The sequence below is a fragment of the Bradyrhizobium sp. WYCCWR 12699 genome (genome assembly GCF_032144035.1).
Taxonomy (GTDB): Bacteria; Pseudomonadota; Alphaproteobacteria; order Rhizobiales; family Xanthobacteraceae; genus Bradyrhizobium.
Window position 1 is genome coordinate 692,737 of record NZ_JAVTJN010000039.1, and the last position, 20,701, is coordinate 713,437.

General features: G+C 64.6%; 20 protein-coding genes. 1 reads left to right on the forward strand and 19 read right to left on the reverse strand.

The window, feature by feature from the left end; genetic code table 11:
* Position 1: 1 nt before the first annotated feature.
* From RPS27_RS34040 to RPS27_RS34105, 14 genes are all read right to left on the reverse strand, one after another.
* Positions 2-1,648 carry an FGGY-family carbohydrate kinase gene (locus RPS27_RS34040; protein WP_313754976.1) on the reverse strand — a complete coding sequence of 549 codons (1,647 nt, stop codon included), beginning with the start codon at positions 1,646-1,648 and terminating at the stop codon, positions 2-4.
* 40 nt (positions 1,649-1,688) lie between these two features.
* The gene (locus RPS27_RS34045; RefSeq protein ID WP_212067061.1) at positions 1,689-2,462 is read right to left on the reverse strand and encodes an SDR family NAD(P)-dependent oxidoreductase; all 774 of its coding nucleotides are present in this window, start codon (positions 2,460-2,462) and stop codon (positions 1,689-1,691) included.
* 20 nt (positions 2,463-2,482) lie between these two features.
* A complete protein-coding gene (locus RPS27_RS34050; protein WP_212067063.1) occupies positions 2,483-3,490 on the reverse strand; it encodes an ABC transporter ATP-binding protein in 1,008 nt (335 codons plus the stop codon).
* A gap of 15 nt (positions 3,491-3,505) precedes the next feature.
* The gene (locus RPS27_RS34055; RefSeq protein ID WP_211417539.1) at positions 3,506-4,336 is read right to left on the reverse strand and encodes a carbohydrate ABC transporter permease; all 831 of its coding nucleotides are present in this window, start codon (positions 4,334-4,336) and stop codon (positions 3,506-3,508) included.
* A 4-nt stretch (positions 4,337-4,340) separates the two neighbouring features.
* Complete coding sequence (locus RPS27_RS34060) at positions 4,341-5,213, reverse strand: carbohydrate ABC transporter permease (RefSeq protein ID WP_212067065.1); 873 nt, start codon at positions 5,211-5,213, stop codon at positions 4,341-4,343.
* 150 nt (positions 5,214-5,363) lie between these two features.
* On the reverse strand, positions 5,364-6,677 hold the full coding sequence (locus RPS27_RS34065) for an ABC transporter substrate-binding protein (RefSeq protein ID WP_212067067.1): 1,314 nt from the start codon (positions 6,675-6,677) through the stop codon (positions 5,364-5,366).
* Positions 6,678-6,922: 245 nt separating this feature from the next.
* Positions 6,923-7,873, reverse strand: coding sequence for a sugar-binding transcriptional regulator (locus tag RPS27_RS34070; RefSeq protein ID WP_212067068.1), 951 nt, complete (start codon positions 7,871-7,873; stop codon positions 6,923-6,925).
* A gap of 7 nt (positions 7,874-7,880) precedes the next feature.
* Positions 7,881-8,543, reverse strand: coding sequence for an HAD family hydrolase (locus RPS27_RS34075; protein ID WP_212067069.1), 663 nt, complete (start codon positions 8,541-8,543; stop codon positions 7,881-7,883).
* Positions 8,544-8,616: 73 nt separating this feature from the next.
* On the reverse strand, positions 8,617-10,536 hold the full coding sequence (locus RPS27_RS34080; protein WP_212067070.1) for a nitric oxide reductase activation protein NorD: 1,920 nt from the start codon (positions 10,534-10,536) through the stop codon (positions 8,617-8,619).
* 10 nt (positions 10,537-10,546) lie between these two features.
* On the reverse strand, positions 10,547-11,356 hold the full coding sequence (locus tag RPS27_RS34085) for a CbbQ/NirQ/NorQ/GpvN family protein (RefSeq protein ID WP_212067071.1): 810 nt from the start codon (positions 11,354-11,356) through the stop codon (positions 10,547-10,549).
* 64 nt (positions 11,357-11,420) lie between these two features.
* Positions 11,421-12,767 carry a cbb3-type cytochrome c oxidase subunit I gene (locus tag RPS27_RS34090; RefSeq protein WP_194407270.1) on the reverse strand — a complete coding sequence of 449 codons (1,347 nt, stop codon included), beginning with the start codon at positions 12,765-12,767 and terminating at the stop codon, positions 11,421-11,423.
* Between the two features lie 37 nt (positions 12,768-12,804).
* Positions 12,805-13,257: a c-type cytochrome gene (locus RPS27_RS34095; RefSeq protein WP_100177802.1), complete on the reverse strand. Its 453-nt coding sequence runs from the start codon at positions 13,255-13,257 to the stop codon at positions 12,805-12,807.
* Positions 13,258-13,369: 112 nt separating this feature from the next.
* Positions 13,370-13,630 (reverse strand): cytochrome C oxidase subunit IV family protein, encoded by a 261-nt coding sequence (locus RPS27_RS34100; RefSeq protein WP_409517586.1) that lies wholly within the window; start codon positions 13,628-13,630, stop codon positions 13,370-13,372.
* Complete coding sequence (locus RPS27_RS34105) at positions 13,630-14,208, reverse strand: cytochrome c oxidase subunit 3 family protein (RefSeq protein WP_212067073.1); 579 nt, start codon at positions 14,206-14,208, stop codon at positions 13,630-13,632. Before RPS27_RS34105 ends, RPS27_RS34100 begins: the two co-directional genes overlap by 1 nt.
* 173 nt (positions 14,209-14,381) lie before the next feature.
* Between RPS27_RS34105 and RPS27_RS34110 the strand changes: the two genes are divergently transcribed.
* On the forward strand, positions 14,382-14,549 hold the full coding sequence (locus tag RPS27_RS34110) for a hypothetical protein (RefSeq protein ID WP_194407267.1): 168 nt from the start codon (positions 14,382-14,384) through the stop codon (positions 14,547-14,549).
* A 106-nt stretch (positions 14,550-14,655) separates the two neighbouring features.
* Here RPS27_RS34110 and mmsB read toward each other — a convergent pair whose 3' ends face one another.
* From mmsB to RPS27_RS34135, 5 genes are all read right to left on the reverse strand, one after another.
* Positions 14,656-15,846: a multiple monosaccharide ABC transporter permease gene (gene mmsB, locus RPS27_RS34115; protein WP_211417549.1), complete on the reverse strand. Its 1,191-nt coding sequence runs from the start codon at positions 15,844-15,846 to the stop codon at positions 14,656-14,658.
* Positions 15,843-17,420, reverse strand: coding sequence for a multiple monosaccharide ABC transporter ATP-binding protein (gene mmsA / locus RPS27_RS34120; protein ID WP_212067074.1), 1,578 nt, complete (start codon positions 17,418-17,420; stop codon positions 15,843-15,845). Before mmsA ends, mmsB begins: the two co-directional genes overlap by 4 nt.
* A gap of 179 nt (positions 17,421-17,599) precedes the next feature.
* A complete protein-coding gene (gene chvE, locus RPS27_RS34125; protein ID WP_212067075.1) occupies positions 17,600-18,673 on the reverse strand; it encodes a multiple monosaccharide ABC transporter substrate-binding protein in 1,074 nt (357 codons plus the stop codon).
* A 73-nt stretch (positions 18,674-18,746) separates the two neighbouring features.
* Positions 18,747-19,625, reverse strand: coding sequence for an SMP-30/gluconolactonase/LRE family protein (locus tag RPS27_RS34130; protein WP_313755092.1), 879 nt, complete (start codon positions 19,623-19,625; stop codon positions 18,747-18,749).
* The gene (locus RPS27_RS34135; RefSeq protein ID WP_212067076.1) at positions 19,625-20,701 is read right to left on the reverse strand and encodes an aldose epimerase family protein; all 1,077 of its coding nucleotides are present in this window, start codon (positions 20,699-20,701) and stop codon (positions 19,625-19,627) included. The genes RPS27_RS34130 and RPS27_RS34135 overlap by 1 nt, the downstream gene beginning before the upstream one ends.

A 20,701-nucleotide genomic window follows, 5' to 3' on the forward strand; every position in this document is an offset into this window, starting at 1 on the left:
TTCAACCTCTCGCGATGTCGCCCATCGCCGCGCGGCTGCCGCGGTCGAGCTCGCGCAACAGCTTGTAGACCGCGCGCTTGCGCCTGTGAAATGCCGCCATGTCGGGCGCGGTCGGCTCGCTCTTGCGGCCCAGCGCCGACATCCTGGCCATGGTTTCGCCGATCGAGGCGTAGGCTCCGCCGGCCACCGCCCCCAGCATCGCAGCACCGAGCAGCACCGGCTCCTTCGTCTGCGGCAGCGCGACGGTAAGCCCTGTCGTGTCGGCCATGATCTGCCGTACCAGCGGACTGCGGCTGGCGCCGCCGCCCATGATCATGATGCTGGAGCGCACGCCATGCGCGGCAAAGGCTTCGATCACTTCGGCGAGACCATAGGCGAGCCCGCACAGGCCGGCGACGAACAGCCGCTCCATCGAGGCGATGTCGGTATCGAGATCGAGACCCGCGATCACCGCGCGCGTATCGGGATCGGCGTAGGGCGAGCGGTTGCCGATGAACTCGGGAAGCACATGGATATCGCGGGCAAGCAGCGCAGCATGGCTGGCGCTGCCGGTACGCGCGATGATGCGGCGCTCGAGGAAGTCGATGAGCTCGAGACCCTCGCCGCGCGCCGCGGTGCTGGCCTCGGCATGGCCGGGATGCGACTTGAGGAGATGGTCGATCGCCGCACCCGCGGCGGACTGGCCGCCCTCGTTGAGCCAGAAGTCCGAGACCATGCCGGAGTAATAAGGTCCCCACACCCCCGGCACGAAACACGGTTCTTTCGTCGTCGCCATGATGCAGGCCGACGTTCCCATGATATAGGCGAGCCGGTCGCAGGCATCGCTGGCCCCGCCCGCGCCGTCGCGGCCGCCGATCGCGCCGATGCCGCCGGCATGGGCGTCGATCAGCGAGGCGCCGACCGGTATGCCCGCTGGCAGGTCGAGTTCGGCCGCGGCCGTGCGGGTGAGTCCGGCGCCAAGCCGCGTGCCGGGGGCGACGATCTCGGTGCCGATGCGGGCGTATTTCTCGGTGACGAAGTCCGACAGGCCGATGCGCTTGAAGAATTGCGCGCTCCAGCCCCCGCCGTCATGGGCGAGATAGTTCCACTTGCAGGTCACGGTGCAGGTCGAGCGCTGCAGCGAGCCGGTCGCGCGCCAGGTCAAATAATCCGCGAGATCGAAGAAGTGGCCGGCGGCGTCGAAGCTCCCACGAAGGTGCCGCTTCAGCCATAGCAGCTTCGGCATTTCCATTTCTGGCGAGATCGAGCCGCCAACATAGCGCAGCACGGCGTCCTCGGTCTCGTTGATCAGCCGCGCCTCGGCAACGGCACGATGATCCATCCAGACGATGACATTGCGCTCGGCCTCGCCGGATGCGCTGACGGTGAGCGGCTCGCCCTGTCTATCGAGGACAACCAGCGAACACGTGGCGTCAAAGCCGATGCCGCCGATGCTGTCGGGCGCGATCGACGCTTCGGCCACCGCAGCCCGCACCGATCTGACGCAGGCTTCCCAGATGTCCTGCGAGGACTGCTCGACAACGTCGCCGGGCTCGTGCCAGATCCGGATTGGATGCCGGGCGGTTGCAAGCAGTGTTCCAGACTCGTCAAACACCCCGGCCCGCGTGCTGGTGGTCCCCACGTCGACGCCGATATACGCTCGCGGCATTGTCGCTCCCGGTCGCTTTCCGTCAGTTTTGACGGTGAGCCTACCAGCAAGTGTAGCCGCCATCCACCAGCACGATGCTGCCGGTCATCAGGCTCGCGGCCTCCGAGGAGAGGAACAGCACGACGGAGGCGATCTCCTCGACCTGCCCCATCCGCGCCATCGGAGTTCCGCCGATCCAGGCGTCATACATCTTGGCGTTGCTCTTCACGAAGGCGTTGAGCGGCGTTTCGATATAGGTCGGCGCCACCGCATTGACGCGGATGCCGCGCGCGCCCCATTCGGCGGCCAGCGATTTGGTCAGGTGATGCACGGCAGCCTTGGAGGCGTTGTAGAAGCATTGCTCCTGCGGCTTGTTGACAATGAAGCCGGACATCGAGCCGACATTGACGATGGCGCCACTCTTCGCCTTCAGCATATGCTTGCCGAATTCGCGACAGCACCAAAAGGTGCCGTTGAGATTGACATCGATGACGTTGAGCCAGTGCTCGTCGGTGACGGTTTCGGCCGGAGTTTCGCTGCGGGCAATGCCGGCATTATTGACGAGAATGTCGACCTTGCCGTGGCGGGCGACGAGGTCGTTGGCGACCTCCGCCACGCGCTTGGTGTCGGTCACGTCCATGATCGCGGTCTCGATGTCAAAGCCCTTCGCCTTAAGGCTGGCCTTGGCGCTGTCGGCGATCTTGCTGTCGCGGTCGCCGATGATCACCTTGGCGCCGGCTTCAGCCAGCGCTTCCGCGCAGCCAAGGCCGATGCCCTGCCCGCCGCCGGTGATGAACGCGGTCTTGCCGTTCAGCTTGAATTTTTCCAGGTACATGGTCGTCTTTCCGTTTCTTGTCAGTTCCGAAGCGCGTTGCCGCTCGCATCGAAGCGGTGAATGCGGGCGGGGTCCGGCACCAGTGAGACCCGGTCGCCGGCGTGCAGGCTCAATTCCCCGATATAGCGCGCCGTCAGCATGCCGAGCGCGCCGGCATCGACATAGAGAAAGGTGTCGCTGCCGAGATGCTCGGCGACCGCGATCGTGCCCTGCCAGCCGTCCGCTCCGTCGCGCTCGATCTTGAGATGCTCCGGCCGCACGCCGATGGTCGCCGCCCCCTGCTGCTGGGCGAGCTCGCCGGTGACGAAATTCATCTTGGGTGAGCCGATGAAGCCGGCGACGAAAAGATTCGCGGGCCGCTCGTAGAGCTCCAGGGGCGAGCCGTATTGCTCGATCTTGCCGCCGTTGAGCACGACAATCTTGTCGGCCATGGTCATGGCCTCGACCTGGTCGTGGGTGACGTAGATCGCGGTGGTGCCGAGCTGCTTCTGCAGCCGCGTCACCTCGATGCGCATCTGCACGCGCAGCGCAGCATCGAGGTTGGACAGCGGCTCGTCGAACAGGAACGCCTTGGGCTCGCGCACGATGGCCCGGCCGATCGCAACGCGCTGGCGCTGGCCACCGGAAAGCTCGCGCGGCTTGCGATCGAGATAGGGCGTGAGATTCAGCGTCGCGGCGGCGGCCTCGACCTTGCGGTTGATCTCGTCTTTCGCCAGTCCCGCCATCTTCAGGCCGAAGCCGATATTGCCGCGCACGCTCATATGCGGATAGAGCGCGTAGGACTGAAACACCATCGACAGTCCGCGCTTGGCGGGCGGCGTGTCGACGACGTTCCTGCCGTCGATCAGGATGTTGCCGCCGGTGACGTCCTCGAGCCCGGCGATCAGCCGCAGCAAGGTGGTCTTGCCGCAGCCGGACGGACCGACGAACACCACGAAGGAGCCGTCGGCGATGTCCAAGTCAGCGCCCTTGATGATGTGCACGGGGCCAAACGATTTCTGCACGCCTTGAAGTGTAATCTGACCCATGATCCGGCAGCCCCTCTACTTCACCGCGCCGAAGGTGAGCCCGCGCACGAGCTGCTTCTGGCTGAACCAACCGAGGACGAGAATGGGCGCGATCGCCAACGTCGAGGCAGCCGACAGCTTTGCCCAGAACAGCCCTTCCGGGCTGGAATAGGAGGCAATGAAGGTGGTGAGCGGCGCCGCGTTCGAGGTCGACAAATTGAGCGTCCAAAACGCCTCGTTCCAGGCGAGGATCAGGTTCAACAGCATCGTGGACGCCAGCCCCGGGATCGCCATCGGCGTCAGCACATAGACCAGCTCACGGCCGATGGTGGCGCCGTCCATGCGCGCGGCTTCAAGAATGTCGCGCGGGATCTCCTTGAAATAGGTGAAGAGCATCCAGATGACGATCGGCAGGTTTCCGAGGCACAGAATGAAGACGAGGCCGATGCGGGAATCCAAAAGACCGAAGGACTTGTAGATCAGGTAGATCGGCACCAGCACGCCGACCGGCGGCATCATCTTGGTCGAGAGCATCCAGAGCAGAATATCCTTGGTGCGCTTGGTCGGCGAGAACGCCATCGACCAGGCCGCGGGAACGGCAATCAAGAGAGCGATGAGCGTCGAGCCGCCGGCGATGATGATCGAGTTCATCGCGTGATGAAGATAGTCGCTGCGCTCCTGCACCGTCGCGTAATTCTCGGTGGTCCAGTGGAAGAACAGGAAGGACGGCGGGATGGCAAAGGCTTCCAGCTCGGTCTTGAAGCTCGCCAGTACCATCCAGAGGATCGGGAAGAAGATCAGGAAGCCGAAGAACCAGGCCCCGATCGTCGAGACCACCACCTGCTGCGTCGTCGCCCTCCGTGCCATGATCTCACGCCTCCAGATTGCGGCCGACGATGCGGACCAGGAAGAAGGCGACGATGTTCGCGATCACGACCGCGACGAGGCCGCCCGCCGAGGCCGTGCCGACATCGTATTGAATCAGCGCCTGCGAATAGATCAGGAAGGCGATGTTGGTGGTCGACAGGCCAGGGCCGCCACCCGTGGTGACATAGATCTCTGCGAAGACCGTGAGCAGGAAAATGGTCTCGATCAGGATCACCACCGTGATGGGGCGCGCCAGATGCGGCAGCGTGATGTAGATGAAGGTCGAGACCGCGCTGGCGCCGTCCATCTCGGCAGCCTCCTTCTGCTCTTCGTCGAGCGATTGCAGCGCGGTGAGCAGGATCAGCGTCGCGAACGGCAGCCATTGCCACGTCACGATCAGGATCACCGCAAGGAGCGGCACGTCGTTGAACCAGTCGACCGGCGTCAATCCGAACACCGAGGCGAGCCAGGCGAACAGGCCGGACACCGGATGCATCAACAGATTCTTCCAGACCAGCGCGCTGACCGTCGGCATCACGAAGAACGGCGCGATCACCATCAGCCGCACGAAATTGCGCCCGATCACCGGCTGGTCCATCAGCAGCGCGAGCGGGATGCCGAGCATGATCGTCAGGGCCAGCACCGAGCCGACCAGCACCAACGTGTTCTGAAGCGAGGCCAGGAAGGCGGGATCGGTGAGGAAGTAGCGGAAGTTCTCCAGGCCCACGAACGACTCGGAGCCGGGATCGAGCAGGCTGTAATGCAGCGTCGAGAAGTAGATCGTCAGTGCCAGCGGGACGATCATCCAGATGAAGAGCAGCCCGACCGCAGGCGTCAGGAGCGAGCGCGCAAGGAACTGCGTCTGCCGCGTTGCCATCCCTGACTTCTCCTTAGAGCGTTTTCGCGCGAAGGTGCGAGGGGTCCGCGGGAAGAAAACGCGTCAAAATGAAACCTCGGGAAGAAGGCGGCCATCCATCCGGGGATCGGCGGATGGCCGCAAGTTGAGCTCAGGAGGTCGAGCTCGGGTTCACTTGATGTAGCCGGCTCGCTTCATCTCGCGCTCGGTCGCCGATTGCGCCGCGGTCAGCGCGGCATCGACCGTCATCGAGCCCGCAAGCGCAGCCGAGAACTGCTGGCCGACCTGGGTGCCGATGCCCTGGAATTCGGGAATGGCGGCGTATTGCACCCCGACGTAAGGCACCGCCTTCACCGTCGGCTTGTTCGGATCGGCCGCGTCGATCGAGGCCAGCGTCAGCTTCGCGAACGGGGCGACCTTCAGATAATCGGGGTTCTGGTAGAGCGAGGTGCGCGTGCCCGGCGGCACGTTGGCCCAGCCTTCCTTCGATGCGACGAGCTTGGTGTAGTCCTTGCTGGTTGCCCAGGCGATGAACTTCTCGGCAGCTTCCGTCTTCTTGGAGCCGGCGGGGATCGCGAGGTTCCAGGCCCACAGCCAGTTGGCGTTCTTGCCGAGGCCGGTGTTGGGCGCCAGCGCGAAACCGACCTTGTCGGCAACCTTGGAATCCTTCGGGTTGGTGACGAAGGACGCCGCCACCGTGGCGTCGATCCACATCGCGCACTTGCCGGCGTTGAACAGCGCCAGATTCTCGTTAAAGCCGTTGGAGCTCGCGCCGGGAGGACCGGCCTCCTTCATCAGATTGACGTAGGTCGTCAGCGTCGCCTTCCATTCCGGCGTGTTGAACTGCGGCTGCCACTTCTCGTCGAACCAGCGCGCGCCGTAGGAATTGGCCATGGCCGAGAGGAACGCCATGTTCTCGCCCCAGCCGGCCTTGCCGCGGAGGCAAATGCCGTAGGTGCCGGCGCTCTTGTCGGTGAGCTTCTTGGCAGCATCGACCACGAAATCCCAGGTCGGCTTTTCCGGCATCTTCAGGCCGGCCTTCTCGAACAGGTCGGTGCGATACATCACCATCGAGCTCTCGCCATAGAACGGCGCGGCGTAGAGCTTGCCGTCGACTGAGACTGCGTCCTTGATCTTGGGCAGGAGGTCGGCGACGTCGTAATCGGCCCCTAAATTGGCCAACGGCACCAGCCAGCCCTTCTTGGCCCAGATCGGCACCTCATAGGTGCCGATGGTGAGCACGTCGAACTGACCGCCCTTGGTGGCGATGTCGGTGGTGACGCGCTGGCGCAGCACGTTCTCCTCCAGAGTCACCCACTTCACCGTGATGTCTGGATTCTTCTTGGTGAATTCGGCCGTCAGCCCCTGCATGCGGATCATGTCGCCGTTGTTGACGGTGGCGATCGTCAGGGTGGTTTCGGCCATCGCGGGGACGGCCAGCAAAAGTGCAGACGCGCCGCAGACGGCGCCCAGGACGTGTTTCACGGGTGACCTCCCCTCAACTCGCGTTTTGAGCATATGCCCACGCGTTGGGCGTATGTTCAACCGAGAGGGCGACTGTTGTCAAGCAGGCGCACACGCATTTGCGCAACTTATGAGTGCTGCGGTGCGACAGGGATGAGAGTGAAAGCGCGGAGCGGCGGCAGTGGCTCGGGCGGGCGCGCGGCTTGCTCCACCCTCTCCTGCTTGCGGGGAGAGGGAGCGCAGCGCCGCTGCCGCGCTAACTTCGCCTACCGCTCCAGGATTGCCCGCGCCGTCGTCTCGTCGGTGATGAGCCCGTTGACCAGGCCGCCGTTCAGCGCCGCCGCGATGGCCGGCACCTTGGCTGCGCCGACCGCGGCACCGATCGTCGTGGTCTTCGCCGGCACTTCCGGCGGAATGCTGGTGAGGCGCTTGTTGGTCCCGGCCTTGAGCAGGCGGCCCTTGGAGTCATAGGCCCAGCCGGTGATCTCGCCGATGGCGCCCAGCCGCATCATCTCGAACAACTCGTCGCGGGTGACGAAGCCGTCGATGTGAACCTGCGCCTTCTGGTCCATCTGGCCGATGCCGACGAGGCGCAAATCCGCCTTGGCTGCCACCGCCTTCACCTTGGCGATCGGCTCGATGCGGACCATCTTGTTGCGCTCGTCCTCGGACGACATCAGGAACGGCAGCGGCATCGGATAGTGCCGCGCTCCCGTGCGGTCCGCGAGCCGGCCGACGGTGTCGTAAAAGCTCGCCGAACCGTCGGCGGAGATGTTGCCGACCAGCGAGACGATCTGGTGATTGGGCCGGTCGATCGGCGTGACGCGCTCGACCGCTGCGCGCACGGCACGGCCGGTGCCGAGCGCGACGATCACGGGCGTCTCCGACCGCAGCGTCGCGTCGAGCAGATTGGCGCAGCGCTCCGCGATGCCTGCGGTGGCCTGCGGCGCCGCCGGATCGGCCGGCACCACCTCACAATGGGCAAGGTCGAAACGCTCCCTGAGGCGCGCTGCGAGTTCCATGCAGGCGGCGATGGGATGCTCCAGCCGAAAGGTGATGAGGCTCTCGGCGAGGCACAACGAGACCAGCCGCTGCGCCGAGGCGCGCGAGACCTGGAGCATCTTTGCGATCTCGTCCTGGGTGTGACCGGCGATGAAATAGAGCCAGCCGGCACGCGCGGCATCGTCGAGTCGCGATCTGTCGTTCTCGGCGGCCATGCGGGCCTCACGCCTCCCAGAAATCGCTCATGCGCGCGAAGACCCGGTCGGCCCCCGCGCCGGACAATATAGCCCGCCCGTCACGGCCGCGGTAATGGCTGCCGCCGACAAATCCCCAGACGGTCATGCCGGCCGCTTTGCCCGCCGCAACGCCGCTGACGCTGTCTTCGATCACCAGCGTGCGCGCGGGTTGCACCCCCATCTTCTCCGCCGCGAGGAGAAAGAGATCCGGCGCCGGCTTGCCGTGCCTGACCATTTGCGCGGTGTAGAGCCCGTCGCCGAAATGCGCCCGCAGGCCGGTGACATCGAGGGAGAGCGCAACGCGATCGAGGTCGCTGGACGATGCCACGCAAAACGGCACGGGGAGCTCGGAGATCACGCCGGCAACGCCGGGGATCGGCTGCAGCGATGCTGCGAATGTCGACAGCACTTGCGACTTCAGGCGCGGCAGAAAGCCGTCCGGCACGATCTGCCCGAGATCACGATAATGCTGCTCGATCGCCTTGGTGCTGCGCCCGAGAAAGAGTTCGAGCGCCTGCTGCGGGCTGAGCGCGATGTCGAACTCGGCCAGCACCTCGGACAGGCACCGGCAGCTCAGCAGCTCACTGTCGACGAGCACGCCATCGCAATCGAAGATGATCAGATCGGGTCTTGGCCGGCCGGGGTCCATCCGGCCATACGATCATATACTCAACATATGAGCAATAGCTCACGCGGGAGCGAAACGACGCGGCCTTTCCCGCTTAATGCGCGACCTGCCGGTAGATCGCCGGCAGCGCCGCGGGCAGCCGCTTGATGTTGCCGACGATCGCGTAGCCGCCACGGCCGAACAGGGTCGGGAAGTAGGATTGCGCGGTTGCGTCCACCGTCACGCCGAAGGCGGCGATGCCGAGCCGGCGTGCCTCCTGCACCGACTTGCGAGTGTCCTCGACCGCAAAGCGCCCTTCGTAATGGTCGACGTCGTTCGGCTTGCCGTCGGTGAGCACGATCAGCAGCTTCTTGCGCTGCGGCTGGCGGGCGAGCTCGGCCGCGGCATGGCGCACGGCCGTGCCGATCCGCGTGTAATAGCCGGGCTTCAGCGCGCCGATCCGGCGTTCCACCGTCCCGCTCATCGGCTCGCCGAAGGCCTTCACGGTTTCGAGCCGCACCCAGGACCGCCGGCGCGAGGTGAAGGTCAGGATGCTGTGGTGATCGCCGCAGGCCGAAAGCCCGTGGGCAAGCACCAGCAGCGCCTCCTTCTCGACGTCGAGCACGCGGTAGCCGTCGACCCAGGCGTCCGTGGACAGCGAGACGTCGACGAGCAGCGTGACGGCAAGATCGTGTCCTTGCGGGCGCATCGCGACATGGATGCGATCGAGACCGCTGCCGCCGCTGCCGGCACGGAGATCGCATTGCGCACGCACCAGCGCGTCGAGATCGAGGTCATGGCCGTCGGCCTGGGCGCGCATCAGCTCGTGGCGCGGCCGCAGCACCTCGAAGCGGCGGCGCACCTGGCGAATGTGCCGGCGCGTGGCGTCGTCAGGCGTCCAGCTCTCGCCCTGCTCGGAGGCCGCAGCTGCGAGCACGCGGCAATGATCGGGCAGATAGGAGCCGCTGCGGTAGTCCCATTCGGGATAAGTGAGGTCCGCATTCAGCTTCGAGGCGTCGAGGGCTTCCGGCGGCAGGTCGAGATCGAACTTGAACCGGCTCGCCGGCTTGCCCGTGCGGCGGCTGAGCGTGATCTCCTCGAGATCGTCGGCGGCCTTCTGCGCATCCTCGTCCTCGCTGTCATCGGCCGGACGGTCGACATTGACCATCTCGGCCATCGCAAGGATCTTCTCGAAGCGATTGAGCACGAAGGGATCGCGGCGGTTGGCATTGTCCTCACGCTCGCGGACGGCAAAACGCTTGCGATCGTTCTCGGCCGCCGCTTCCGCGCCCGGTGCGCATTCATCCTCGCCGGCATGCGCGGGCGAGAGCTCGCGCGTCCAGCAATCCCCCCAGAGCGGGCACGGCAGGATCGAATGATAGCCCGGCGGCGCCTTGTCCGGCAGCGGGCCCGTCCCCATCATCGCCGGCCACAGTCTGCCCGAAGGCGCCTTGCCGGTTCCGAGCAGGGCCAGCACGATCTGCTCGACCTCCTGCTCGATGCGCGGCAGGGGGCGACGCGGCCGGGCCTCGGCAGTTGCCGCGGCGAGCTGCGCATAGTCGGCAACAAGCCCGGGAAATTGCGTAAGCACCCAGACCGCCGTCTCGCTGGCCCGGCGCAACACCAGAAGATCGCGCCGCAGCGGATCGGCTTCGGTGATCGTTTCGATCGGCGCGGCCGCGAACCACGCCGCAAGCCAGCGATAGAGCGCCGCGTTCAACGCGCGGTCGGGAAAAATCGAGATGCGATCGGGAAGAAAGATGGTCGCGGCGTCACGGCCCGGCTGCTCGAGCCGCTCGTCGCCGAGGCCGATACGCTGCCGCCAGCCGAGACGATGCCCCGATTTTCGCGCGCTTGCGCTTGCGATCTGCACCCCGGTCTCGCCGCCGAGCGCACGGAACATCACCGCGAGCCGGCCCCTCACCTCGGTCAATGCGACGGCGTGATCGTCGTGAACCGGATAGCTCGCGGTGCCGCCGACCATCCTGTGCCAGGCGCGGCCGACCGTCTCCTCCAGTTCGAGGAAGTCGAGCATCGGCGCGGCCTCACCCGATGACGGCGCGTGCGACGTCGAGCAGCGCCGCCTTCACGTCGGAATCGTCGGTGAGCGGCTCGATCATGCCCGCCAGCACGGCATCGGCGAGCGGCGTGCCCGCGGCAATCAGCGTCGCGCAATAGACCACGAGCCGGGTCGAGACGCCCTCCTCCAAATCGTGGCCTTTGAGCGCGCGCAGCCGCCCAGCCAGCCCCACCAGCGGCCGCACGCGCTCCGGCGACAGCCCGCTTTCGGCGGACACGACGCCGATCTCCTGCTCTGGCGGGAGGAAATCGAATTCGATGGCGACGAAGCGCTGACGCGTCGAGGGCTTCAGGGCCTTCAGCAGCGTCTGGTAGCCGGGATTGTAGGAGACGACGAGCATGAAGCTGTTCGGCGCGACCAGCTCCTCGCCGGTACGCTCCAGCGGCAGGATACGGCGATCGTCGGTCAGAGGATGCAGCACGACGGTGACGTCCTTGCGGGCCTCAACGACCTCGTCAAGATAGCAGATGCCGCCTTCGCGCACGGCGCGCGTCAGCGGACCATCGGTCCAGACGGTGTCGCCGCCCCTGAGCAGATAGCGGCCAGTGAGATCGGCAGCGGTCAGATCGTCATGACAGGCGACGGTGTGAAGCGGCAGTCCCAGCCGTGCCGCCATGTGCGCGACGAAGCGGGTCTTGCCGCAACCGGTCGGTCCCTTGAGCAGCACCGGCAGACGCCGCCGCCAGGCATGCTCGAACAGCTGGCATTCGTTTCCGGACGGAACATAGGCCGGCAATTCGGGTGCCGAGGTGACCGTGTGAAGGGCAGCTTTCATGATGTCTCTCCGGAATTTCCAAGGAAGCTGGCGGCCGCGGCGAACCGCGGCCGCCCTTTGCGGTTTACTCGGCCGGCTGCAGAGCGGCGGGGATGACCGCCTGCTTCTCGCGGCCCGGCACCAGCACGGCCCAGACGAACATCAGCGCGGAGATCGCCACGAACACACCGGAGCCGAGACGGACCCAGTAGAACATCGCGAGCTGGTCCTGCACGTCCATGTAACCCTGGCCGAGCACGCGCTGCAGATGGACCTGGACCACGCCGGCGAAGGTCAGCGCGAAGGTCATGGTCATCATCGCCGTGCACATGATCCAGAAGCTGGTCATGGAGAGCCACTGGTTATAGGGCGCCCGTCCCTTGAGCTGCGGGATCGCGTAGGCCATCACCGACAGGTTCAGCATCACATAGGCGCCGAAGAAGGCGAGATGGCCGTGCGCGGCGGTGACCTGGGTGCCGTGGGTGTAGTAGTTCACCGAGGACAGCGTGTGCAGGAAGCCCCACACGCCGGCGCCGAGGAACGCCATCACCGAGCAGCCGACCGACCACAACAGCGCGGCGCGGTTCGGATGCTTGCGGCCGGCCTTCCAGGTCATCTGCACCGTGAAGATCACCATGGTGAAGAACGGAGCGACCTCGAGCGTGGAGAACAGCGAACCAATCCACTGCCAATAGCCGGGCGCGCCGATCCAGTAGAAATGGTGGCCGGTGCCGAGGATGCCGGAGAACAGGGCAAGGCCGATGATGACGTAGAGCCACTTCTCGACGACCTCACGATCGATGCCGTTGAGCTTGATCATGAGATAGGCGAGCACGGAGGCCATGATCAGCTCCCAGACGCCCTCGACCCAGAGATGGACGACGTACCACCAGTACATCTTGTCGACGGCAAGGTTCGCCGGGTTGTAGAAGGCGAACAGGAAGAAGATCGCGACGCCCCACAGGCCGAACAGCAGGATGTTGGTGATCGTGGTCTTGCGGCCCTTCAGCGCCGTCATCGTGACGTTGAACAGGAACATCAGGCAGACGACGACGATGCCGACCTTGATGATGAATGGCTGTTCGAGGAATTCGCGGCCCTCGTGATAGTGGAAGAGATAGCCGACCACGGCGACGCCGGCAGCGCCGAAGAACATCCAGAACTGGATCTTCGCCAGCAGCGGACTGTAGAGCTCGGTCTCGGTCTCTTCCGGAAGCAGGTAGTAGGTCGCTCCCATGAAGCCGATCAGCGACCATACGATCAGCGCGTTGGTGTGGATCATCCTGACGATGTTGAACGGCAGGATGACCGACAGGGTATTGGGCAGGACGTAGATCGTTCCGGCAAGCAGGCCAAACAGGACCTGGGCCAGGAACAAGGTCAGCGCGCCGTAGAAATACAGCATCGCGACTTTCTGGGTTTGATATTTCATCTCGGGTTCTCTCTGTCTTAAGAAGAAAGCGGCATGCTCAGCCGGCCTTGTTCGGCGGCCAGCTCTGGCGCTTGATCGTGCTGGCCCATTGCAGGAAGTCAGCGAGATCATTGAGCTCCTGGTCGGTCAGGTTGAACTGCGGCATCTGCCGCCGCCCCTCTGCGCCCGAGGGCTGCGACTGCATCCAGGCTTTCAGCGTCTCGCGTGCAGCGGCCGGATCCTCCTTGCCGCCCCAGCGATCCCAGACATTGCCGACCTCGGGGGCGAAATAGGCGCCCTCGCCCAGCAGCGTGTGGCAGTTGATGCAGGAGTTCTTCTCCCAGACATGCTTGCCGCGAGCGACCGACGACGTCAGCGTCGTCGCGTCCGTGGACGTCGTGGCCATGTAGTAATGGCTATGCGCCGTCAGCCCTATGAAGATGGCGAAGAAAAAGGCCGAACCGCCGTAAAACACATTTCGCGCGGCCGACTTGGTCAGGCGTTCAGCCATTGCCAATCCTTTCCGGTTTGAGTCGAGAGAATCTGTGATGCTATTTATTGCCGATCGGTAGGGAGCGCTCTTTGACGAAGCGCAACGATGGCGACGATACGCAAACCACCGATCAGATCAGGGCGACAATGGCGGATGCGAGCCAGGCGAACAGCACCACGAGGACAACCCAAGCACTGACGAGGCCCCGCCAAAGCGCCGGCGCCGATTGAAGATCGAGGAAATCGAGCACGATACGGCGGCCCTTGAGGGCGGCGAAGGTCAGCAGCAACGCATTGGCGAACAAGGGGCGCGACACCAGCGTCGGAACCAGAAGGGTCGCGAGCGCAAGGCCGATCAACGTCATCCAGGCGATGTCGAGACGATCGGGAATCACGGGTGCACCAGATAGATGATGGGGAACATGACGATCCAGAGCAGATCGACCATGTGCCAGAAAGCGGTTCCGGTCTCCACGCCCGCCGGCCGAGCACCCCGGGAAACCACGGCCAGGATGACGATGCCGAGGCCGACATGCAGGAGATGGAAGCCGGTAAGGAGAAAGTAGAGCGTGAAGAACGGGCTGGTCTCCAAGCCGTTTCCTTGCGCGATCTCGCCGGCATATTCGGTCAGCTTGACCGCGATAAAGACGCCGCCAAGGACCATGGCGCCGAACAGCCAACCGCGCGCACGCCCTCTTTCCCCCGCCCGTGCAGCAGCCGTTGCCCGCGCGGCGGCCCAGCCACTGGTCACGAGCACGATGGTGTTGAGTCCCGCCAGGTGTGCGTCGAGCGTGGCCTGTCCGGCGGCAAAGAGCGCCGGGTGAAGCGCGCGGGCGATGACGAAAGCGCCGAGAAACAGGCCGAAGGCGGCTAGCTCGCTGAAGATGAGCACCCAGATCATGGGATCGCCGGGAAGATCTTCCAGGATTCCCCAGCCGGTTCCCGCTTGTTCGCAATCCGTCGCCGACATCTGATTTCCAAATCAAGTCGCCGAACAGATAGTCCACCGGCGCGATTCTGACTTTGTCGCCCGACAAATAGTGCAACCGGCCGGGGGCGCGTTTGCGCTATCGCAACGTTCCGGCCGCCCCGCCGTCATAGGGTGGATATATAGAGCGGTTCCGCAAAACAGTGAGCGATGCGATGAGCGATGCACAAATCGGGCTGCTGACCGCGACCCCCATCATCATCGTGTTTGCCATCGCGCTCCGGCGCATGGGGGTGCTGTCGACCGTGGCGACGGTCTCGGCGGTGACCCTCTCTGTCGCGATCGCGACGGTGCTGTTCACGACGCAGTCACCGTTGCAGTAATGTCGGAGGGTGGGCAAAGCGGAGCGTGCCCACCATTCCTCTCGATCGGAGACAGCTGGTGGGCACGGCGCAAGTGCGCCTTTGACCTACGCGACCGTCAATGCGGCTACCGCCGCTGGTTATACACGTCGATACACACCGCCCCGAGCAGCACCAGGCCCTTGATGACCTGCTGATAGTCGATGCCGATGCCGAGGATCGACATGCCGTTGTTCATCACGCCCATGATCATGGCGCCGACCACGGCGCCGCCGACGCGCCCTACTCCGCCATAGGCCGAGGCCCCGCCGATGAAGCAGGCGGCGATGACGTCGAGCTCGAAGCCGAGCCCGGCCTTCGGGGTCGCCGTGTTGAGGCGCGCGGCGAAGACGAGGCCGGCGAGCGCGGCGAGCACGCCCATGTTGACGAAGGTGAGGAAGGTCAGTCGCTCGGTCTTGATGCCCGACAGTTTTGCCGCCTTCGCATTGCCGCCGACCGCATAGACCTGCCGCCCGATCACGGTGCGCCGGGTGACGAAGCCGTACAAAGCGATCAACGCGGTCATGATCACCAGCACGTTCGGCAGTCCGCGATGCGAGGCGATCAGATAGGTGAAATAGAGCACGGCGCAGGCGAGCAGGACGCTCTTGCCCAGGAAGAACGCATAAGGCTCGACCTCGATGCCATGCGATTGCTCGCGCGAGCGGCCCTTGGCGCTGGCATAGACGAGGCCGAGCGCAAGCACGGCGCCGATCAGCATCGAGGTCGGATGCAGCGTGCCGGCTTCGGGCAGAAGCTCCGGAATGAAGCCGGAGGACAGCTTCTGGAAGGTCGCCGGGAACGGGCCGAGTGACTGGCCCTGCAGCACCGCAAGCGCGAGCCCCTTGAACACCAGCATGCCCGCCAGCGTCACGATAAAGGACGGAATGCCGAAAAAGGCCACCCAATAGCCCTGCGCCGCGCCGATCGCCGCGCCCAGCAACAGGCAGGCGATGAAGGCGAGCGTGTAGTCGACCTTGTAGGTCACCATCAGCACGGCGGCGACCGCGCCGACGAAGCCGGCGACCGAGCCGACCGAGAGATCGATATGGCCGGTGACGATCACCAGCAGCATGCCGAGCGCCATGATGACGATGTAGCTGTTCTGGAGCACGAGGTTCGTCAGGTTGAGCGGCTGCAGTAGCGTGCCGCCCGTCATGACCTGGAAGAACAGCATGATCGCGACCAGCGACATCAGCATGCCGTAGTTGCGCAGATTGTTCTTGATGAAGCTGCCGTGCCGGCGCTCCTCGGGCAGCGATACCGTCTTGTCGGTCATGGCTGCATTCCTCCCATTTCCGCGGCCGCGGGCGCGGCGTTCCCAATGTTTCGCTCGTTGCGCATGATGGCGCGCATGATCTTTTCCTGCGTCGCATCGGCGCCTGCGAACTCCCCGACGAAGGCGCCGTCATTCATGACGCAAATGCGGTCGCAGATGCCGAGCAGTTCGGGCATCTCCGAGGAGATCACCACGACACCGCGGCCGGCTTCCGCCAGCTCGTTGATGATACAGTAAATCTCGTATTTGGCACCGACGTCGATGCCCCGCGTCGGCTCGTCCAGGATCAGAACTTTCGGGTCGGTCATCAGCCATTTCGACAGCACCACCTTTTGCTGGTTGCCGCCGGAGAGCTGGCCGGTCTCCTGGTAGACGTCGGAGCAACGGATGCGCATGCGGGTGCGATAATCGCTGGCGATCTTCAGCTCTGCGATGTCGTCGATCACCCGTTTAGGCGCGACCTGGTCAAGGCTTGCGAGCGTGATATTCTTGCGAACGTCGTCGGCCAGGATCAGCCCGAGCTGCTTGCGGTCTTCCGTGACATAGGCAAGGCCGGCGTCGATCGCCGCCGCGACGCTCGGCAACACCATCTCTCTGCCCTCGAGCCGGAGAGAGCCGCTGATCGCAGTGCCCCAGGAGCGGCCAAACAGGCTCATGGCGAATTCGGTGCGCCCGGCGCCCATCAATCCGGCAATGCCGACGACCTCGCCGCGCCTGACGCCGAAATTGACGTTCTTGATCACCTGCCGCTCGGGATGGATCGGGTGATAGACCGACCAGTTCGCGACGTCGAGCACGGGTTCGCCGATCTTAACGCTGCGCTCCGGGAAACGGTGCGCCATATCGCGATTGACCATGCTGCGGATGATGCGGTCTTCCTGGATCGGCTCGCTGCGGCAATCGATGCTGTCGACGGTGCGGCCATCGCGCAGCACGGTGATGTGGTCGGCGACCTTGGCGACCTCGTTGAGCTTGTGCGAGATCAGGATCGAGCCGATGCCCTGCTCGCGGAAGACCATCAGACGTTCGAGCAGCGCGGCGCTGTCGGCCTCGTTGAGGCTGGCGGTCGGCTCGTCCAGAATGAGCATTCGCACCCGTTTGGACAGCGCCTTGGCGATCTCGACCAGCTGCTGCTTGCCGACGCCGAGATCGGTGATCAGCGTATCCGGGGATTCCTTGAGGCCGACCTGCGCCAGCAGCTCGCGCGTGCGCCGATAGACCTCGTCGCGGTCGATCACGCCGAGCTTCGAGGGCGGATGCGACAGGAAGATGTTTTCCGCGATCGACATCAACGGAATCAGCGCCAGCTCCTGATGAATGATGATGATGCCAAGCGCCTCGGAATCGTTGATGTCGCGAAAGCGCCGCTCCTCACCGTCGAAGACGATGGTGCCCTCGTAGCCGCCGGCGGGATAGACCCCGCTCAACACCTTCATCAGCGTCGACTTGCCGGCGCCGTTCTCGCCGACGAGCGCGTGGATCTGCCCGGCGTGAACCGAGAAGTTGACGTCGCGCAGCGCCTGCACACCGGCAAAGCTCTTGCTGACGTTGCGCATCTCCAGCATGGCGGTCATCGTGTCATATCCCATCCGTTACCTCACCTCTCCCCGCTTGCGGGGAGAGGTCGAAATGCGCGCGTCGCGCGGATTTCGGATGAGGGGGAGTCTCCGCAGGAGCAATGTCCATCGTCCTCGTGGAGGCTCCCCCTCACCCTACCCTCTTCCCGCAAGCGGGGAGAGGGGAAGAAAACGTCTTACTGGAATTGCGACTTCTTGTAGTAGCCGCTCTCGACCAGGACCTTCTCCCAATTGTCCTTGTAGACCACGACCGGCTTGAGCAGGTAGGAGGGCACGGTCTTGACGCCGTTCTCGTAGGTCTTGGTGTCGTTGACCGTGACCTGCTTGCCGGCGAGCGCGGCGTCGACCATGTCGGCGGTCACCTTGGCGAGGTCGCGGGTGTCCTTGAAGATGGTCGAATATTGGTCGCCGCGCAGCATCGCCTTGATCGAGGGCACCTCGGCGTCCTGGCCCGAAATGATCGGCATCGGCTGATCGGCGCTACCATAGCCGACGCCCTTCAGCGAGGAGATGATGCCGATCGAGATGCCGTCATAGGGCGACAGCACGGCGTTGATCTTCTTGTTGCCGTAATAGGCGCTGAGCAGATTGTCCATGCGGGCCTGGGCGGTGGCGCCGTCCCAGCGGAGCGTCGCGACCTTGTCCATGCCCATCTGGCCCGAGGCGACGACGAGCTTGCCGCTGTCGATGTAGGGCTTCAGCACGCTCATCCCGCCGTTGTAGAAGAAGTAGGCGTTGTTGTCGTCGGGCGAGCCGCCGAACAGCTCGATGTTGAACGGACCCTTGCCGTCCTTCAGGCCGAGCCCCTGTTCGATCGATTGCGCCTGCAAGACGCCGACCTGGAAATTGTCGAAGGTCGCGTAATAATCGACGTTCGGCGTGCCGCGGATCAGGCGGTCATAGGCGATCACGGTGATGCCTTTTGCCTTGGCCTGCTTGAGCACGTCGGACAGGGTGGTGCCGTCGATTGCGGCGATCACCAGTGCCTTCGCGCCCTTGGTCACCATATTCTCGACTTGCGAGAGCTGGTTCGGAATGTCGTCCTCGGCATATTGCAAATCGGTGTTGTAGCCGCGCTCCTTCAGCACCTTGACCATGTTGTTGCCGTCGTCGATCCAGCGCGCCGAGGATTTGGTCGGCATGGCGATGCCGACGGTCGCCTTGTCCTGTGCGGAGGCGGCGAGACCTGTCGCCATCGTCGCAGCGCCCGCCAGCGCCAGCGCGAGGAATGTGGTCTTCAGTTTCAGCATGTTTCACTCCCTTGGGTGTCAGATTATTTCTTCGTGTCGTCGCGAACGTGGTCGTGGGCTGCTTTGTCGTCTCCTATGCGAGCTTGACGTCGGGCTCCGCACGACCGCGCGCGGAGGCCTCCAGTAGAAAAGTGCAGCCGGCCTGCGGATCGGCGGCGCGTGCGGCTGCGTCCATATCCTGCCATGCGGACGTGACGAGAAGGCGCGACAGGTCGGGGCCGACGAAGGCCGGGCAGCTCGCCTGCTTGGCCGGCACGTTGAGCGAGCGCTGGCGTTCGCCTTGCGGGGAATAGACATCGATCCGGCTCGCGCCCCAGCAGGCGTTCCAGATCTGCCCGTCGGCATCGCACACCGAGCCGTCGAGACCGCCAACGCCGGTATGGCGCAGCAGCACCTCCGGCTCGCCGCGCGGCAGGCCGGTCGCGGGATTGAGCGGCACGGCATAGAGCACGGCGCGCGGGGTGTCGGTGAAGTAGCCGGTGGCGCCATCCGGCGAGAAGCAGATCGAATTTGGAATGCTGATGCCGGGAAACAGCGTGGAGATCTTGCCGCGATGGAGCGCGTAGATCGCGCCTGCCTTCGGCTCGGCCTTCTTGCCCATGGTGCCGATCCAGAACGTGCCGGATTGATGCACACGGCAATCATTGGAGCGCGTGACGGGATTGTCCGCCTCGAGCGGAAGGAACAGCGTCATCTCGCCGTCGGCGAGCTTGCGGATGTAAAGCCCGTCCTCGGCGACGATCAGCTGCCGTTCGGCATCGATGCGCCCGAGCGCGCTCGCCATCCGGCCGAGCGCATGAGTGCGGATGTTGCCACTGCCAAGCTGCGCCTCGAACAGCCGTCCCTCGCGGATATCGAACCACCAGGCGGTATCGGTGGTCACGTCATAGGTCGGACCCTCGCCGAGATGGCAGGGATCGCTAGAGAGAACGGAGGTGACGACCTGCTCCATCATGGCGTCCTCACTGCAAAGCGATAGACCGTGTGATGGCGATAGACCTGGCCGGGATCGAGGCGCGGGCTCGGAAAATCCGGTCGGTTCGGCGCATCAGGCCAGATGTGCGGCTCCAGGCACATGGCATCCGACTGCCGGATGAGCTTGCCGCCCTTCCCCGAAATCGTGCCGTCCAGATAATTGCCGGAATAGACCTGAAGGCCGGGCTGGTCGGTGAAAAGCTCCATGATCCGCCCCGAGCGCGGCGCCTCCAGCCGCGCGGCGAGCGCGAGCTTGCCATCACGTCCGAGGCAATAGGTGTGGTCGTAGCCCCTGCCGTTCTGCAATTGCTGATCGCCCTGCCGGATGCGCTCGCCGACCGATCGAGATTCGCGGAAGTCGAACGGCGTGCCAGCGACGGGACGCGGCGGCCCTGGCAAGGGAATGGCGGTGGGATCGATGGCGAGAAAATGCTCGGCGGCCACCGTCAAGCAGTGGTCGAGAATGGGAATGCCTGACGTCGCGCCTTCGAGATTGAAGAAGCTGTGGTTGGTCAGGTTGACGATGGTCGGCCGGTCGCTCCGCGCTTCCATGCTCAGTGACAGCTCGGTCGGCCCGGTGATGCGATAGGTCAGGCGGACGTCGAGCTTGCCGGGATAATTCTCCTCCCCGTGAGGGCTGACATAGGTCAGCGTCACCGCAGGCGCGGCGCCCTCGTCGATCTCCACGATCTCCCAGAGCTTGCGGTCGAATCCATCGAGGCCACCATGCAGCGCATTCGGCCCGTTGTTGACGGCAAGCTGCACCGTCTCACCATCGAGCGAAAACTGTCCCCTGGCGATGCGGTTGGCGTAGCGGCCGACGGTGGCGCCGAAGAACTTTCGTTCCGCGAGATAGCCGGCGAACGCGTCATGGCCGAGCACGACGTCGTCATGGCCGCCCTTCGCGTCCGGCGCGATCAGCGCCTGGAGCACCGCACCATGGGTGATGATGCGCGCCTCGAACCCGCCTGCCCCGCGCAGCACGATGCGCTCGACGTCGCGGCCATCAGGCAGTCTTCCGAAGACATCTCTTTCGATTTTTGAGCCAGCCAT

Coding starts and splice junctions, on each gene's coding strand:
- RPS27_RS34040 (WP_313754976.1), bottom strand. CDS start 1,648: ATGCCGCGAGCGTATATCGGCGTCGACGTGGGGACCACCAGCACGCGG.
- RPS27_RS34045 (WP_212067061.1), bottom strand. CDS start 2,462: ATGTACCTGGAAAAATTCAAGCTGAACGGCAAGACCGCGTTCATCACC.
- RPS27_RS34050 (WP_212067063.1), bottom strand. CDS start 3,490: ATGGGTCAGATTACACTTCAAGGCGTGCAGAAATCGTTTGGCCCCGTG.
- RPS27_RS34055 (WP_211417539.1), bottom strand. CDS start 4,336: ATGGCACGGAGGGCGACGACGCAGCAGGTGGTGGTCTCGACGATCGGG.
- RPS27_RS34060 (WP_212067065.1), bottom strand. CDS start 5,213: ATGGCAACGCGGCAGACGCAGTTCCTTGCGCGCTCGCTCCTGACGCCT.
- RPS27_RS34070 (WP_212067068.1), bottom strand. CDS start 7,873: ATGGCCGCCGAGAACGACAGATCGCGACTCGACGATGCCGCGCGTGCC.
- RPS27_RS34075 (WP_212067069.1), bottom strand. CDS start 8,543: ATGGACCCCGGCCGGCCAAGACCCGATCTGATCATCTTCGATTGCGAT.
- RPS27_RS34080 (WP_212067070.1), bottom strand. CDS start 10,536: ATGCTCGACTTCCTCGAACTGGAGGAGACGGTCGGCCGCGCCTGGCAC.
- RPS27_RS34085 (WP_212067071.1), bottom strand. CDS start 11,356: ATGAAAGCTGCCCTTCACACGGTCACCTCGGCACCCGAATTGCCGGCC.
- RPS27_RS34090 (WP_194407270.1), bottom strand. CDS start 12,767: ATGAAATATCAAACCCAGAAAGTCGCGATGCTGTATTTCTACGGCGCG.
- RPS27_RS34095 (WP_100177802.1), bottom strand. CDS start 13,257: ATGGCTGAACGCCTGACCAAGTCGGCCGCGCGAAATGTGTTTTACGGC.
- RPS27_RS34105 (WP_212067073.1), bottom strand. CDS start 14,208: ATGTCGGCGACGGATTGCGAACAAGCGGGAACCGGCTGGGGAATCCTG.
- RPS27_RS34110 (WP_194407267.1), top strand. CDS start 14,382: ATGAGCGATGCACAAATCGGGCTGCTGACCGCGACCCCCATCATCATC.
- mmsB (WP_211417549.1), bottom strand. CDS start 15,846: ATGACCGACAAGACGGTATCGCTGCCCGAGGAGCGCCGGCACGGCAGC.
- mmsA (WP_212067074.1), bottom strand. CDS start 17,420: ATGACCGCCATGCTGGAGATGCGCAACGTCAGCAAGAGCTTTGCCGGT.
- chvE (WP_212067075.1), bottom strand. CDS start 18,673: ATGCTGAAACTGAAGACCACATTCCTCGCGCTGGCGCTGGCGGGCGCT.
- RPS27_RS34130 (WP_313755092.1), bottom strand. CDS start 19,625: ATGGAGCAGGTCGTCACCTCCGTTCTCTCTAGCGATCCCTGCCATCTC.
- RPS27_RS34135 (WP_212067076.1), bottom strand. CDS start 20,701: ATGGCTGGCTCAAAAATCGAAAGAGATGTCTTCGGAAGACTGCCTGAT.